At 66.4% G+C, this 15,400-nt stretch carries 10 protein-coding genes; 3 read left to right on the top strand and 7 right to left on the bottom strand.

Annotated features, from left to right (window positions below; genetic code table 11):
- Positions 1-53 precede the first annotated feature (53 nt).
- From H7A87_RS00815 to H7A87_RS00790, 6 genes are all read right to left on the bottom strand, one after another.
- The gene (locus H7A87_RS00815; protein WP_119127281.1) at positions 54-1,607 is read right to left on the bottom strand and encodes a PepSY-associated TM helix domain-containing protein; all 1,554 of its coding nucleotides are present in this window, start codon (positions 1,605-1,607) and stop codon (positions 54-56) included.
- On the bottom strand, positions 1,604-1,876 hold the full coding sequence (locus tag H7A87_RS00810) for a hypothetical protein (RefSeq protein ID WP_119127279.1): 273 nt from the start codon (positions 1,874-1,876) through the stop codon (positions 1,604-1,606). Before H7A87_RS00810 ends, H7A87_RS00815 begins: the two co-directional genes overlap by 4 nt.
- Positions 1,866-2,165 (bottom strand): hypothetical protein, encoded by a 300-nt coding sequence (locus H7A87_RS00805; RefSeq protein ID WP_104584421.1) that lies wholly within the window; start codon positions 2,163-2,165, stop codon positions 1,866-1,868. The genes H7A87_RS00810 and H7A87_RS00805 overlap by 11 nt, the downstream gene beginning before the upstream one ends.
- A gap of 387 nt (positions 2,166-2,552) precedes the next feature.
- Positions 2,553-4,736 (bottom strand): 1,4-alpha-glucan branching protein GlgB, encoded by a 2,184-nt coding sequence (gene glgB, locus H7A87_RS00800; protein WP_119127950.1) that lies wholly within the window; start codon positions 4,734-4,736, stop codon positions 2,553-2,555.
- A gap of 11 nt (positions 4,737-4,747) precedes the next feature.
- Entirely contained in the window at positions 4,748-8,098 is a 3,351-nt protein-coding gene (gene treS / locus H7A87_RS00795) for a maltose alpha-D-glucosyltransferase (RefSeq protein ID WP_119127278.1), read from the bottom strand.
- Entirely contained in the window at positions 8,095-11,211 is a 3,117-nt protein-coding gene (locus H7A87_RS00790; protein ID WP_119127276.1) for a maltotransferase domain-containing protein, read from the bottom strand. The genes treS and H7A87_RS00790 overlap by 4 nt, the downstream gene beginning before the upstream one ends.
- A 482-nt stretch (positions 11,212-11,693) precedes the next feature.
- Between H7A87_RS00790 and H7A87_RS00785 the strand changes: the two genes are divergently transcribed.
- Positions 11,694-11,993 (top strand): hypothetical protein, encoded by a 300-nt coding sequence (locus H7A87_RS00785; protein WP_119127274.1) that lies wholly within the window; start codon positions 11,694-11,696, stop codon positions 11,991-11,993.
- A gap of 77 nt (positions 11,994-12,070) precedes the next feature.
- Here the strand turns inward: H7A87_RS00785 and H7A87_RS00780 are convergent, their stop codons facing one another.
- On the bottom strand, positions 12,071-12,691 hold the full coding sequence (locus H7A87_RS00780) for a DUF4142 domain-containing protein (RefSeq protein WP_119127272.1): 621 nt from the start codon (positions 12,689-12,691) through the stop codon (positions 12,071-12,073).
- A gap of 280 nt (positions 12,692-12,971) precedes the next feature.
- Between H7A87_RS00780 and H7A87_RS00775 the strand changes: the two genes are divergently transcribed.
- Together H7A87_RS00775 and H7A87_RS00770 are read left to right on the top strand one after the other, a co-directional pair.
- The gene (locus tag H7A87_RS00775; protein ID WP_119127270.1) at positions 12,972-13,640 is read left to right on the top strand and encodes a hypothetical protein; all 669 of its coding nucleotides are present in this window, start codon (positions 12,972-12,974) and stop codon (positions 13,638-13,640) included.
- A 338-nt stretch (positions 13,641-13,978) separates the two neighbouring features.
- Positions 13,979-15,235, top strand: coding sequence for a hypothetical protein (locus H7A87_RS00770; RefSeq protein ID WP_232087901.1), 1,257 nt, complete (start codon positions 13,979-13,981; stop codon positions 15,233-15,235).
- The last annotated feature ends 165 nt before the right edge of the window (positions 15,236-15,400 follow it).

The raw sequence follows: 15,400 nt of genomic DNA, 5'->3' as shown, positions 1-15,400 counted from the left end.
TGTTGCCCGGCACACCGTGGCGTGCCGGGTATCAATCAACTCGGTACATCGACTCACTGTGTTGTACGCGCTTTCCAGGCCCAGACGCTGTTGGGATCGCCCTGCAGTCCGCGCCGTTTGCTTGCACGCGCCAGTTGCCAGTACGCCCATGCCAACACCAGCGCGATCAGGTCCACGCCGAGTACCGTGGCGTCCTGCCATGGCAGCACCACGCCGCGCGCGGAAACGCAGCTGGCCAGCGGAATCAGCGCCGTCAGGCCTGCGCAGGCCAGCAACACCTCGTACGCCCCACGTGCGGTGGGGCGGATCAGTGCCCACACCAGCACGGCCGCGAAGACCGCGTAATAGACATGACGCTCCTGTCCTTGCGGCAGCAGGCGCGCGGCGATGAACAGCGCCGAGACGCCGGCCACGCTGCCCAGGCACACGCCGACGGTGAGGCGCGCCATCGCGTGGGTGCGGCGCGGTTGATCGACCAGCCGACGCTTGCGGCGTGTTTCGATCCACAGCAGGTTGCCGCTGTAGAACAGGAACGCGCCGCCCAGCCCGAGCAGGAAATACAGCCACTGCACCGGCGCCTGCCCGAAGTTGCCGAAGTGCAGCCCTTGCAGCCCGCGCAATGCAGCGGTGCCTGGTGACATCGTCCTTGGTTCGAGTACGCGCAGGACCTGGCCGGTTGCCGCGTCCAGCGCCACGCCACCGAGGGTGTTGAGCCGGCGCTGCGCGTGATGGCCATACACCTCCGCACGCGCATTGGCATCGCCTGCATCGTGAAACCCGACGCTTTCCGGTACGAAGCCCGGGCTGGCCGCGCGCGCCTTGTCCAGCAGCACTGCCAGCGGCAACACCGGCGCCGCGCGCCTGGCCGGTTGCACATGCGGGGTGAGCTCGAAGTCCGGCTCCAGGATCTGCATCAGCTTGCCGTCGAACACCAGGAACTGGAACGGCGCCAGCAGCAGCACGCCCAGGCACAACACCGCACCGGACCAGGCGAAGATCACATGGAACGGCAACGACAGCATGCCGACCACGTTGTGCGCGTCCTGCCACAGGCGCTTGACGTTGGCGCCGATGCGCAGCGCGAACAGGTCCTTGAAGAACACCGGCGCATACAGCACCACGCCGCTGACCAGGGCCAGCCCGTACAGCACGCTCACCACCCCGAACAGGTAGGTGCCGAACACGCGCGGCAGCCCGGCGGTGAAGTGCAGGTCATAGAGAAAGTCGGCAAAGCCTACCCGCTGCGGTAGCTCCAGCAGGCTGCCATCGGCGGCTTGTTGGTACTGCCGCATGCCACCGCTGGCCTCGGCCTGCGGGCCGTACCAGTACAGCCGCGCCAGCGGCCCGTGCTCGCCGGGCAGCAGCACCAGGAAGGAGTCGGCCACCTGCGGATGCCGGGCGATCACCGCATCCAGCAGGCGCTGCGCGGCGGCGACAGGATCTGCCGGCGCCGGCTGCGTGGCAGGCGGGGTGGTCTGCCAGCCGCTCAATTGGTGAGTAAACACGGTGATGGCACCGGCATAGAAGGCGATGAACAAGGCCATGCCGGCCAACAGGCCCATCCAGCTGTGGACCGACAGAAACGCACGCAAGGTCGCTGCTTTCATGCACCCAGCTCCGTCCAGCCCACGGCCTTGATGCCTGCAAGCGTGAGGTAGCACAGCAGCGTCAGCCCGCCGAGTACGACCCAGGCACGCGATGCGCTACGAAACACGAACGGCAGCGCCATCGCACCGATCCATGCCGGAAACATCAGCAGCAACCACGCCAGCGTGTAGCTCCGCTGCGGCCCCGGCAGCACCAAGGCGCACAGGCCGACCACGCCCACCGCAAGCGGCAGCCCCAGCACCACGGCGGCCAGCCATCTAGCCCACATGGCGTACCTGCCTGCGTTGCACGCGCGCCTGCTGCCAGGCATCCAGGTACGGCAGCGCCACCGCCACCAGCATCAACGCCGTCACTGCGGCGAAGATGCCGGCCCAGGTCCCCAATGCAGCGATGGCGCAGCCCAGCGACAGCAGCAGCAACGCGCTGGCGCCGAGGCGTAGCGCACGCGCCGACAGCCGGCGCTGCGGCCACAGGCGTTGATGCCTTGTTGCCAGGTAGAACGCCAGCGCCGAGACCGCAGCGGCGAGCAGATAGCACGCCGTCATCAGGCCGCTCATGCCTGCACCTGCATCGAAGCGGAGGGCGACAAGCTGCCCGAGAGCACAGGCCGCGTGCCGCCGCCCTGCGCCCCGGCACACCCCGAATACGCAGCCCGCACGGGTGCATCTGCGCGCCCGACCCTGCGCACGACAGGAACAGGCCACTCAAGCATCGAAGAAGCAGCAGCACTCAAAACGCCCACGCACAACGCTCCCGTAACGAGATCGACGGAAGGCATGGCGGCGGCTGTGCCCGGCAGCCCTCCCCGGGCCGCCTGATATCAGTGGTCGACACCCAGCTGCGCCGCCCGACAGGCGCACGCAACACGGTCTCACCACTCTACGGCGCGCAATCTAACAGGTGCCACGGCGCCGGACCAGCCGTCCGGCGCCGTGGGTGCTGCATCAGCCCTGCGGCGTCAGCACGACGACGCCCAGCGGCGGCAACAGCAGCGGCAGGGATTGCGCATGGCCATGCATGGACTGCTGCTCGGCGCCCACCACACCGCCATTGCCCAGGTTCGCGCCGCCATAGATACCGGCGTCGCTGTTGAACACCTCGCGCCACTGGCCGCCCTGCGGCACGCCGACGCGGTAGCCGTGCTGCACGATCGGGGTGAAGTTGATCACCACCAGCACCGGGGCGTCGCCGCGCTTGCCCTTGCGCAGGAACGCGACCACGCTGTTGGCCGCGTCATCGCCCACCACCCACGCAAACCCGGCCGGGTCGTCGTCCTGCGCGTGCAGCGCGGGGTATTCGACATACAGCCGGTTCAAGTCACGCACCAGGGTCTGCACGCCGCGATGGCGTGGGTCGTCCAGCAGATGCCAGGGGATGCCGCCGTCGTGGTTCCACTCGGTGGGCTGGCCGAACTCGCAGCCCATGAACAGCAACTTGCGCCCCGGGTGGGTGAACATGTAACCCAGGTAGGCGCGCAGGTTGGCAAAACGCTGCCAGTCGTCGCCCGGCATGCGGCCCAGCAACGAGCCCTTGCCGTGCACCACTTCGTCGTGCGAGATCGGCAGCACGAAGCGCTCCGAATACGCATAGACCATGCTGAAGGTCAGCTCGCCATGGTGGTAACGGCGGTAGATCGGATCCAGCGCGGCGTAATGCAGGGTGTCGTGCATCCAGCCCATGTTCCACTTGTAGTGGAAGCCCAGGCCGCCATGCGCCACGTCGGCGGTGACACCGGGGAATGCGGTGGATTCCTCGGCAATCATCACCGCGCCCGGGGTGTGCTCGCGCACCACCTCGTTGAGCCGGCGCAGGAAGGCGATGGTCTCGTAGTTCTCGCGCCCGCCATGGATGTTGGGCACCCACTCGCCGGCATTGCGGCTGTAGTCGCGGTACAGCATCGAGGCCACCGCATCCACGCGCAGGCCGTCGACGTGGAAGCGCTGCAGGAACTCCAGCGCACTGGCGATCAGGAACCCGGACACCTCGCGCCGCCCGTGGTTGTAGATCAGCGTATTCCAGTCGCGATGGAAGCCTTCGCGCGGGTCGGCATGTTCGTACAGCGCGGTGCCGTCGAAATGCGCCAGGCCGTGGGCGTCGGTGGGGAAATGCGCCGGCACCCAGTCGACGATCACGCCGATGCCTTCGCGGTGGCAGCGATCGACGAAACGGGCAAAGCCATCCGGCGAACCGAAGCGCGCAGTCGGCGCGAACAGGCCCAGCGGCTGGTAGCCCCACGAGCCGCCGAACGGATGCTCGGTCACCGGCATCAGCTCGACATGGGTGAAGCCCATGTCCGCCACGTACGGAATCAGGCGGTCGGCCAGTCCATCCCAGTCCAGGTCCACGCCTTCCTGGCGCAGCCAGGAACCGGCATGGATCTCGTAGATGCTCATCGGTGCGTCGTGCGCCTGACGGCGCGCGCGCGTGGCCATCCAGCCGTCATCGCTCCACTGGTGCGGGGTGGGGTCGGCCACGATCGAGGCGGTGCCCGGTGCCAGCTCGGCACGCCGCGCCACCGGGTCGGCCTTGGCCGGCAACTCATTCCCATGCGGGCCGCGCAGCTGGTACTTGTAGTGCGCCCCCGGGCCGACGTCGGGCACGAACAGCTCCCACACGCCGGACTGGTGCCGCAGCCGCATCGGATGCCGGCGTGCGTCCCAGCTGTTGAAGTCGCCCACCACCGCCACGCGCGTGGCATTGGGCGCCCACACCGCAAAGCGCGTGCCGCGTACGCCATCGACCTCGATCACGTTGGCGCCGAGTGCATCGGCCAGCTGCAGGTGATGGCCTTCGCTGATCAGATGCAGGTCGAAGTCGCTGAGCTGCGGGCCAAACGCGTACGGGTCGGCGGTGTCCTGCTCGCCGCCGGGCCAGCCGATGCGCAGGCGATACCCGCCCTGCGCCGGCAACGCGCCGGCGAACAGGCCCGGCTCCGGGCCCGCGTCCAGCGCGATGACCTGGCCATCGTCGAGCACGGCATTGACGTAGTCGGCACCCGGTTGATAGGTGCGCAGCACCCGACCGCTATCGGTCGGGTGCGCGCCAAGAATGGCGAATGCATCGCCATGGCGTGCCTCGGCCAGGGCGCGGGTCGCGCCGGGATCCCATCGATTGGTCACTGCTGTCATCACTCCACTCATCATGTGTCTCCCGCACCAGCGCGCGCGCGGTGCAGGATGCGTCGCAAGCCCTCGATCGGCACCATCAGCCAGCCAGGGCGGTTGGCGGCCTCGTAACGCACCTCGTAACAGGCCTTCTCCACCAGGAACAGCAAGGTGGCCGCGTTGAACGCCGCCGGTGCGATCCACGGGTGCGTGCTGGCATCGAGCACGGCATGGTACGCATCCAGAAACGCCTGTGTGGAACGGCGGCGGAACTGCACCAGGAACTCGTCCAGATGCGTGTCCACGCCCACGCCTGCGCGTGCGGCGGTGCCTTCCTCGCCACGTGCCGACACTTCGCTGGCGTAGTCGAGCGAGCGCAGGAAGCCGGCCACATCGCGCAGCGGGCTGGCCTTGGCGCGCCGTTCGGACAGCGGCTTGGCCGGCTCGCCTTCGAAGTCGATCAGCACCACATCGTCGAAGGCCACCAGGATCTGGCCCAGGTGGAAATCGCCGTGCACGCGGGTCAGCAGGGAATCGGCCAGCACGCTCGGCGCCTGGGCGAGCAAGGCATCCAGCTGCGGGCGCTCGGCCAGCACCGCCTGCAGCGCTTCGCGTTCGGTGGCGTCATCGGTGCCGGCCAGACGCGTGGTGACCGTGTCCCACATCTCCTCGACCTGGCGGGCGACGCCGGCCACCACATCGTTGGCGGTCGGCAGGTCGATGCGCTGCGGGGCGAAGTCGGCATCGTCGGTGTCGCGCGACAAGGCCTCGTGCAACTCGGCCAGGCGTTTGCCGACCACTGCGGCGAAGGCGTCGTACCCGGCGATGGCTTCGGCGCGCGATTCGTCGGTCTGCGCGGTGGCGTACTCGTCGAAGCTGCGCGCCAGATGGTCCAGCGTCCAGCGCCAGGCATCGCCCTGGTTGCGGATGAAGCCCTGCAGCAGCGCGATCGTGGTGATGGTGCCCTGCGTGTCGATACGGCTGACGCTGCCCAGCAAGGGCGCGGCGTTGGCATAGCCCATCTCGGTCAGGCGGCGGCCGATCTCGATCTCCGGGTTGGCGCCATTGGCCACGTGCCGCAGCAGCTTGAACACCGCCTTGTCGGCAACCACCAGCGAGCTGTTGCTCTGCTCGGCCGACAGCCAGCGGATTTCCGGATCCTGAGGAATGTCCAGCGTGGCCAGCGCCGGGGTCGCCTCGAAGCGCACCTGGCCCTGCTGCGAGGCATCGTCGCCATCGCAGAAGTCCAGCGCGGCGTTGTCGCGCAAGGCGTCGATCACCCCGCGCACCATCGGCTTGAGTGCGAAGGCATCGGTGAGATACCCCACCTCGCGGCCCTGGCGCACACGCGCCAGCGCCAGCTGCTCGGCCAGCGTGCTGGGGTGGTCGCGCTCCCACACGATGCCGATCGGCAGCATGTAGCTCTCGTGGCGGCCGTCTTCCAGCTCCACGTCCAGCTCCAGCAGGCTCATCGGCTCATCGCCGGGCAATGGCGTACGGCGCGAGATGCGCACATGCTTCAGTGCCTGGTCCTTGGCCGAGAACCAGCGGCGTGCCGACAACCAGGCCGGCAGGATTTCCGCTTCCAGCGTGGACAGATGTGGCAGCAATGCGTTGCTCTCGTCGGTATCGCTGCGCAGCACCAGCGTACGGTAATCCGGCAACGGCACCGGGCTGGGCACATGCCAATCCGGCAAGGTGCCTTCGCTGACCAGCTGGAACGCGTAGAAGCCGAACGGCGGCACCGTGAGCAGGTAGGTCAGCCGGCCGACCGGCGGGAAGCTGCCGCCGCCGATGATGTCCACCGGCACGCGGCCCTCGAACTCGGACAGGTCCAGCTCCACCGCCTGCAGCGTGTGCGACAGGTTGGCCACGCACAGCACCGTCTCGTCCTGGTAGCAACGCAGGTAGGCCAGCATGCGGCGGTTGCCCGGGTACAGGAAGCGCAGGGTGCCGCGACCGAAGGCCTGGTAGCGCTTGCGCACGCTGAGCACGCGGCGGGTCCAGGTCAGCAGCGAATGCTGGTCGCGGATCTGCGCTTCCACATTGACGGCCTGGAAGCCGTACAGCGGGTCCATCACCGGCGGCAGCACCAGCTGCGCCGGGTCGGCGCGCGAGAAGCCGCCATTGCGGTCGATCGACCACTGCATCGGCGTGCGCACGCCATCGCGGTCGCCCAGATGGATGTTGTCGCCCATGCCGATCTCGTCGCCGTAGTACAGCACCGGCGTGCCGGGCATGGTCAGCAACAGGGAGGTCATCAATTCGATGCGGCGGCGGTCGCGCTCCAGCAGCGGCGCCAGCCGGCGCCGGATGCCCAGGTTGATGCGTGCGCGGCGGTCGGCGGCATAGGTCTGCCACAGGTAATCGCGCTCCGAATCGGTGACCATTTCCAGCGTCAGCTCATCGTGGTTGCGCAGGAAGATCGCCCACTGGCAGCTCTCCGGAATTTCCGGGGTCTGACGCATGATGTCGGTGATCGGGAAGCGGTCTTCGCGCGCGATCGCCATGTACATGCGCGGCATCAGCGGGAAGTGGAACGCCATATGGCATTCGTCGGCGTTCTGGCCGAAGTACTGCTGGGTGTCTTCCGGCCACATGTTGGCTTCGGCCAGCAGCATGCGGTCCGGGTATTCGGCATCCAGCGTGGCGCGGATCTTGCGCAGGATCGCGTGGGTTTCCGGCAGGTTCTCGTTGGAAGTGCCGGAGCGTTCGATGAGGTAGGGCACCGCATCCAGGCGCAGGCCGTCCACGCCGCGATCCAGCCAGAAGCGCATCACTTCCAGCACCGCCTCCAGCACCGCGGGGTTGTCGAAGTTCAGGTCCGGCTGGTGCGAATAGAACCGGTGCCAGAAGTACTGCCCGGCCACCGGGTCCCAGGTCCAGTTGGACTTTTCGGTATCGCAGAAGATGATCCGCGTGCCTTCGTATTCCTGGTCGGTGTCCGACCACACATAGAAGTCGCGCTCCGGCGAGCCGGCCGGCGCAGTGCGTGCGCGCTGGAACCACGGGTGCTGGTCGGAGGTGTGGTTGATCACCAGCTCGGTGACGATGCGGATGCCGCGTGCATGCGCCTGCGCCACCAGCTGCTCGAAATCCTCGATGCTGCCGTAGTCCGGATGCACCGCCATGTATTCGGCGATGTCGTAGCCGTCGTCGCGGCGCGGGCTGGGGTAGAACGGCAGCAGCCAGATGGTGTCCACGCCGAGTTCGGCGATGTAATCCAGCTTGGAAATCAGGCCCGGGAAATCGCCGATGCCATCGTCATTGGAGTCGAAGAACGACTTGACGTGCACCTGGTAAATGATCGCGTCTTTGTACCAAAGCTGATCTGCCACCACCGCGGACTGTTCCGCGTCGGCTTGTAACGATGGGACTGCATTCATGCGACCTCTCCTGCGCGGATGCGCCATAACGCGAACGGCCGCGTCGCCTCTAAGCGGATGTGCTGATACTTGCCTTGCCATGTGAAGCGATGGCCGTCCCACAGATCGTCCACCGCCACGCTGGCGTGATCGGGCAGGCCCAACTCCCACAGTGGAATTTCGATGTCCGCGTCCTGGCCCGCCTGCGGGTCCAGGTTGATCGCCACCAGCACCATGCTGCGGCTACGCGACAGGTAGCCGGCATCCAGGAACTTGCCGAAGTACAGCACCTGGTCGTTGTGCGCCTGGTAGAAGCGCGTGCCCAGGTGCGACTGCAGTTCCGGATGCATGCGGCGCAGCTGATTGAAGCGGGTGATCTCATCGACGATGTCGCCGGGCGCACGCTCGGGCCAGGCACGCAGCTGGAACTTCTCCGAGTCCAGATACTCTTCCTTGCCCGGCGCCAGCGGCGTGGCCTCGCACAGCTCGAAGCCCTGGTACATGCCCCACAGCCCCGACAACGTGGTTGCCAGCGCGGCGCGGATCAGGTGGCCGTTGCGCCCGCTGGTCTGCAGGAACAGCGGATTGATGTCCGGTGTGTTGACGAAGAAATGCGGGCGGAAGCATTCGCGCGGCACGCCCTGGTTCAACTCTTCCACGTACTCCTGCAGCTCGTGCTTGTGGTTGCGCCAGGTGAAGTAGGTATAGGACTGCGAGAAGCCGCACTTGGCCAGCCGGTACATCATCTTCGGCCGGGTGAAGGCCTCCGACAGGAACACCACGTCCGGGCGGCGCCCGCGGATGTCGGCAATCAACCATTCCCAGAACGGGAACGGCTTGGTATGCGGGTTGTCGACGCGGAACAGCGTCACCCCCTCGTTGACCCAGAACAGCACCGCATCGCGCAGCGTGTTCCACAGGTCCGGCACCGCACCGCTGGCGTAGAAATCGACGTTGACGATGTCCTGGTATTTCTTCGGCGGGTTCTCCGCGTACGGAATCGAGCCATCCGCGCGCCAGGTGAACCAGTCCTTGTGGTCCTTCAACCACGGGTGATCCGGCGCGCACTGGATGGCGAAATCCAGCGCCACCTCCAGCCCATGCGCACGCGCGGCCTGGATCAGGCGGCGGAAACCGTCCAGCCCGCCGAGCTCGGCATGCACCTCGGTATGCCCGCCATCGCTGGCGCCGATTGCATACGGGCTGCCCGGCTCGCCATCGACCGCAGTGACCGAGTTGTTGCGGCCCTTGCGGTTGTTCAAGCCGATCGGGTGGATCGGCGGCATGTACAGCACGTCGAAGTTCATCGCGCGGATATGCGCCAGCCGCTTGATCACATCGTCGAAGGTGCCGTGCCGCTGCGGATCGCCGCTTTGCGAGCGCGGGAACAATTCGTACCAGCTGGCAAAATGCGCCGCGCGCCGCTCCGACTCCACCCGGAAGGTCATCGGGGTTTCGGAGCGGAACGGCTTGTCGTCGGCCGCTGCCATCGCCTGCGCGGTATCCGGCTCCAGCACGATCGCCAGCTGCTGCAGCGGCTCGCTCTGCGCACCGATGCGGGTCAGGATGGCCTGCAGGCGCTCGGCCAACGCACCGGTGCTGCGTGCGTGCGCAGCCTGCACCACGGCCACCGCTTCCTGCACGTCCACCGGCAGCACCGTGTTGGCGGCACGCTTCTTTTCCAGATCCGCATGCAAGGTGGCGAACACATCGCGCCAGCCTTCGACGCGGAATTCATAGGTGCCGATGCGCTCGAGCGGGAACTCCGCGCGCCAGCGATCGTTGCCCAGCGCACGCATCGGCGCACTGGCCCAGGTCTTGGCATCGGCCGGGCGCCACAGCACCGCCACCGCGATACGGTCGTGCCCGTCGCAGAACGCATCGGCTTCCACGCAGATGCGGTCGCCCACGGTGCGCTTGACCGGGAAACGGCCGTTATCGACCGACGGCGTCACCGACTCGATGCACACACGCGGCCAGGCGGCCGCGGTCTGCGCGCGCGGACGCATGCGCGGCACCGCCAGCACATGCCGCGCCGGCACGCTGCGGTACACCCGCACCTCGCCCGGCTCCAATGCTTCCAGCGCCGCACCGGAGAGCGTGCTGCCGTCTTCGCCTACCAGCGCTTCGGCATCGCCAAGCAGGCGCAACAGATCCGGCGCCGGGACCGGCACCACATGATCGGCATCGCCATTGATCAGCAGCAGCGACGGCAAGCCGCCCAATGGCTCGATGGCCACCGCCGTCAGGCCGGTGCCCTCGCGCAGCAGCGGGCGCAAGCGCAGGCCGGCATTGCTGGGCGGCACGCCATCGCGCGCCCTGATCGACAACGGCAACGTCTCCAGCTGTGCCTCGTCCAGCAGCCATGCCCCGCCCAGGGCCTGGGCCAGCTGCCAGTGCTGCCCGGCAGCGGCCGCAGGCTTGCCTTCGGGCGCGCCCACCACCGCGACCACCTGCGACGCCAATGCGCGCAGTGCGGTGTCTTCGTCGAAGAACCAGCTACCGCGGCCGTCCCACCAGGCAAGCGAGGAGAACGCCGCATCGAAACCGGCACCGGCCAGCTGCTGCAAGGCCTCGATGCCCAGGCCCGGCGTCCAGGCCGCAAACACCACCTCCGGCGCCTGCGCATGCACGCGTGCGATCAGCTCGCGCCAGCGCTGCGCCGGCACCTGCTGCGGCTGCAACAGCCGGAAGCCGGCCACGCCTTGCGATGCCCACTCCAGCAGGCGCGCACTCCACCACTCCACCAGCGCCGCACCTTCCTGCGCATAGGTGAAGCGTGCCTCGGCCACTTCGGGCGTGGCGCGCGGCTGGCGCGGGTCCGGCACCGCCGTGCTGCGCGCCCGGAACCACTGCGGGTTGTCGCGTACCACCGCACTGTCGCCACCCACTTCGTCCAGGCGCACGTCGAGCAGCAGCTTCACACCGGCGCGGTGCGCGGCCTGCACCACCTCGCGCAGGCGCTGCGCGTCGGCCTCGCTGGCACCGGCCACCTCACTCAGCCGGCCCTGGCCGTCGCGCGCAAACGGCGGTGCGAGCACCACATGATCAAAGCCCGCCTCGCGCGCCGACCTGCAGCGCTGCTCCAGCCCGGCGTGGTCCCCGGTTGCCTCGTTGAGAACACAGATCCGCATGGCGCCCCCTCAGCCGACCACGGCGCGTACGCGCGCCGTGACAAAGAAAGCGATGCAGGCCGACCCGCCCCGCACATCCGCCGGCGCTCGTTCACGACGCACCAGTCCAACTCCCGTCCGGATCGACCCATCTCCACCCGATCCCTGGTCGACCCTTCCCACCGTGACTGCACTCATGCGCAACTCCGCAACGATTCTTGACCGATGCAGTCAAGCACCCCGGCTGCGAATTTCATGTGTCGGTGGAATTGACGAAAATCAAACAAGCGCGGCTGTGGTGAGGGCTCAGGCAGCACTGGCCAACGCCCAGGCGTTGTAGGCTAGGGCCTCAACCTGCAAGGAGCGCAAGGATGCGGAGCTACGTCATGGCGGCACTGCTAGCCATCGCCACGGTTGCAACGGCAAAGGGGATGCGTAAGAAAAGATCGCATTGGTAAGGCATCCAGCTGTGGCAACATTCCAGATTGTAGAGATGTGAAGATATGAGCATTCAAACAAGAACCACCAATGCATTCGCGCTCCGCTCTTTCCTGTCGCTTGTTGGTGGAGTGGTCTTGTTTCAAGTCGGAAACACGCTGGGCAAGGGCTCCTCCTATCAGGTCAACTGGTACTTCATTGCCCTTTGTGCGGCCTATGCATTAATTCCGATCGCCATTCTTCGGGCCATCCGGCGCCGCCCCAATTTTTCCAGGCGTCTGTATTCGATAATTCTTGGCGTGCTGGCGCTGTTGGCAGTTGTGGGAGGAATCGCTGTTTCCCTGATTCCCTTTTCGGGTCCCTGAAGCTCGGAAACGGCGACGTCGCTCCCTTGCCGCTTGCAAACCAGGCGTGGCAGACCAGCGGCCTGCCACGCCCACGCTTACATCGTCTTCTTGATGGCTTCCGCCTTCGCCAGGTGCTGCTCGACGTGCGTCTTGGTCTCGGTCAGGTGCTGCTTGACCGGCTCGGTCGACGCCACCGTCATCATCTGCGTCTGGATCAGCTGCAGTGCATCCTTGTGCCCAGCGATCATTGCATCGATGTAGGCCGCCGCGTAGTCCTTGCCGGACTTCTGCCCCAGCGTGGACAGGTCCTGCTCGCCCTTGCTCTCCAGCTTCTTGACGTCCGGGGTTTCGGCCAGCGTCCCCAGCGCCTTGGTCTTTTCCAGGTTCTCGGTGTGTTCTTTCTCCATCATCTTCGCGTACTCGAGCACCGCGCCGGTGACCTTCTTGTCCTGCGCCTGCTTCGCTGCGGCGATCTCGTGGTTGTTCACCGCCCCGAGCAGGCCCAGGGCGATGTCGTCTCCGGAGCTCGCGCGTGCCGCGCCTTCCGGCGCCGGGCTGGCTTCGCCGACAGGCGGCGTGGTCGGGGTCGCCACGCCACCGGTCGGCGTCGGCTCGGTGGACGCGGCAGGCGCTGCGGCCTCCTTGTCGGCATCAGGCTTACAACCAGCGAGCGCCAGCGCCGCGACCATGGACAGGACCAACAGTGATTGTTTCATGCTCCACTCCCTTTCGATTGAAGACAGCAGCATCGCCCTCCCCAGGTGAAGAGGGCTCATACACGTCCACTGGGGTAATCAGACACAAGCATGGGCCGCAGGGCGAAGACACAACGCCGCACCATGCACCGCACTGCATGCGGCGGCACGCGCCTGCGCACGGGCGTGGAACTGCACGTGGGTCAGCGCGGCTGGGCATGCGTAGCGTGTGGTGACACTTTCCTGCTGAAAGACGGCCCGGTTTGCCGCACACTACCGCGCCACATTTGGAGTGATTGCCATGCATAAGGCCTGGATGCTTGCCCTGTTGGGCGTTTCGCCGTTGGTCCACGCCGCACCTGACGGCGACGATGCCACCTGCCGCAACGGGTTGTTCACCAGCGCGCCGGTGGCGTTCTCCCTCGGCAAGGTCATCCCGCCGCGCCTGTACCTGCTCAAGGACACCGATGGCTGCCCGGACACGGGCGGGGCCGCATGCCAGGAGCGCGCCTACGTGGTCAAAAACGATATCGTCCTGACGGCGCAGCGCCGCAATGCCTATGTCTGCGTGCTCTATCCCAACAAGGGCGGCGGCACCGCCGGTTGGGTCGCACAGTCCAGCCTGCAGATGCAACCAAGCGCGGCCACGCCCACACCGCAGGCGTGGAACGGCCACTGGCACTATGGCGACAACACGCTGCAATTGACCACCAACGCAGACGGCAGCATCACCGTCAACGGCGATGCGTACTGGCCCAGCGCCTATCCCGATCCGGAACAGACGCCGGGCGGTCCGCACACCGGTTCGGTCACCGCGTGCGGCTATCCAGAAGGCAACCGCGTCGAGGTCAACGAGAACACGTGCAAGGTGCGCCTGCAGTTGCTGGGCGACATGCTGCTGGCCGACGACAACCTGGAATGCGGCGGAATGAACGTGTCCTTCGGTGGGGTGTATCGAAAGAAGCCATAGCAAGCGCAGGCACCCTGTGCGCCGCACTCCCGCAGAGGAAGGCGCACACCTGGTTGCGCGACCTCCAACCACTGGCCCATCCCCAACGCAGGCCCAAGCGCCCCCGCTCAACGGAAGCAGGCACGCCATCACTATCACTACGGCATAAAAGCCGATGCGAGGTGGCGCTGTGCGATTTCCGTTGGCCTGCACCGGCCAGAACGGATGCGGCTCGCTCGACCCCGCAATCGGCCAATGCACGGAAGCAGCAGGACGCGCCAGATCACCTGGACAGCGGTGGCGCACCAGGTGGACCGGCGTCATCTATCATTGCCGATTGCTGTTTTGAAGGAATTGCGTTGAGACGTTCCGCCACGCGTTTGATGCGCGCGCCGCTGCTTGCTGCCATGGCGTTGCTTGCCGCTTGCAGCACGAACACCACTACCAACACGCTGCCGCCATCGGTGGACACTACCGCCAACGCAAATTGCTGCATCGGGCGGCTTGCCGTGACGTCCAACATGCCACTGCATTTTCTGGGAAGTTCCGCGCAGTTTTACTGGGGCGACATCGACAGCTACCGCGAAGACGCAGCCAGCTATGCGCAGCGCCTGCTGGCCGCGCAAGCACCGGCCAGCGATGGCCGGGTGCGCCAACTGATCAAGCCCGTGGAAACGCTGGCACAGGACGATGGCAGGGTCATCGTCGTACACGAGGAAGATGCGCTGCCGCTCGACCCGAATGTCGTGCAGGTCAGCGGCTTCATTCATCGCGATGGCACGACCTTTCGCTTCCAGAAGACGGCCATCAGCCGCCTGCAGGACATCACCGAACGGCGTGCCAAGGACATCCTGGCCTCGATCACCAGCAGCGTATCGGCCTTTCCGCCAGCGGCGCAATCCCGGCAGGGGTTTTGCGTCATGCACGGCGCTGTCAATCTGGCACCTGGGCACGACTGGCACGAAGCCTCCAGGGTCGAGGGAGAATTCACCCTGCAGGGAACGCGCTACCGTTTCAGTCTGCGTTCGCGCTACCTGCGCTCGCTATCGTTGAACGAACAGGAAGTGACAAACCAGCGCGATCTGCTGCTGGCACTGGCGGGCGCCATACCGAACTCCAGCCTCGTCCCGATCAGTGAACTGCCGGTCGCCGCCAGCAACCCATCGCAAGCCAGTGCCCGCCTGCTCGAGATGACGACAGCCGATGGCAAGCACCAGGTCTACGAGTGGCACCTTCCGGCCGCCAGTACGGCACCCGATACGCCGGCAACGTTTCTCTACATCTGGCCAGCGTCCGGGCAGACGTCAGCGCAGGACCAAGCCAAGTTCAGAAGCTGGGTTGTGGCCCATCCGCAGCAGACCACACCGCTGTTGCAGATACAGCAACTCGCCAGCAGCGGTGGACAGCAGCAGGCGACGCCAGCAGTAGAAGAGAGCAGGCTGGTGTACCGGATGCAGCTGCATTACCACGGCGACCAGGCTGCCGGCGGGCGCCATTACGTGATCTACAAGGATGGCCAGAAAGTCGACGATGGACGCAGTGATGCCAACGGATTCACCAAGTCACACAATGCCGACTACGACCAGGTGTGGACAACCAAGGTGCTCAATAAATGAGTCCCTGCTTCGCTGCACCGAAAACCGCGCCATTAGTGCCAAAACCACGCACATTGACAGCTTCATCAACTGGATCAAGACCGGACAAGCCAAACAGAGATTGAGCGAATCTAGCGCCCTGCGGGGCCCTGAGGGGTTCAACGCAATCGTCAACGGCAGCGTCCG

Origin of the sequence: Xanthomonas sp. CPBF 426, from assembly GCF_903989465.1 — a bacterium.
Taxonomy (GTDB): domain Bacteria; phylum Pseudomonadota; class Gammaproteobacteria; order Xanthomonadales; family Xanthomonadaceae; genus Xanthomonas; species Xanthomonas euroxanthea.
The sequence above is the reverse complement of the archived record's forward strand: the minus strand, read 5'-3'. Positions and strand labels throughout refer to the sequence as shown.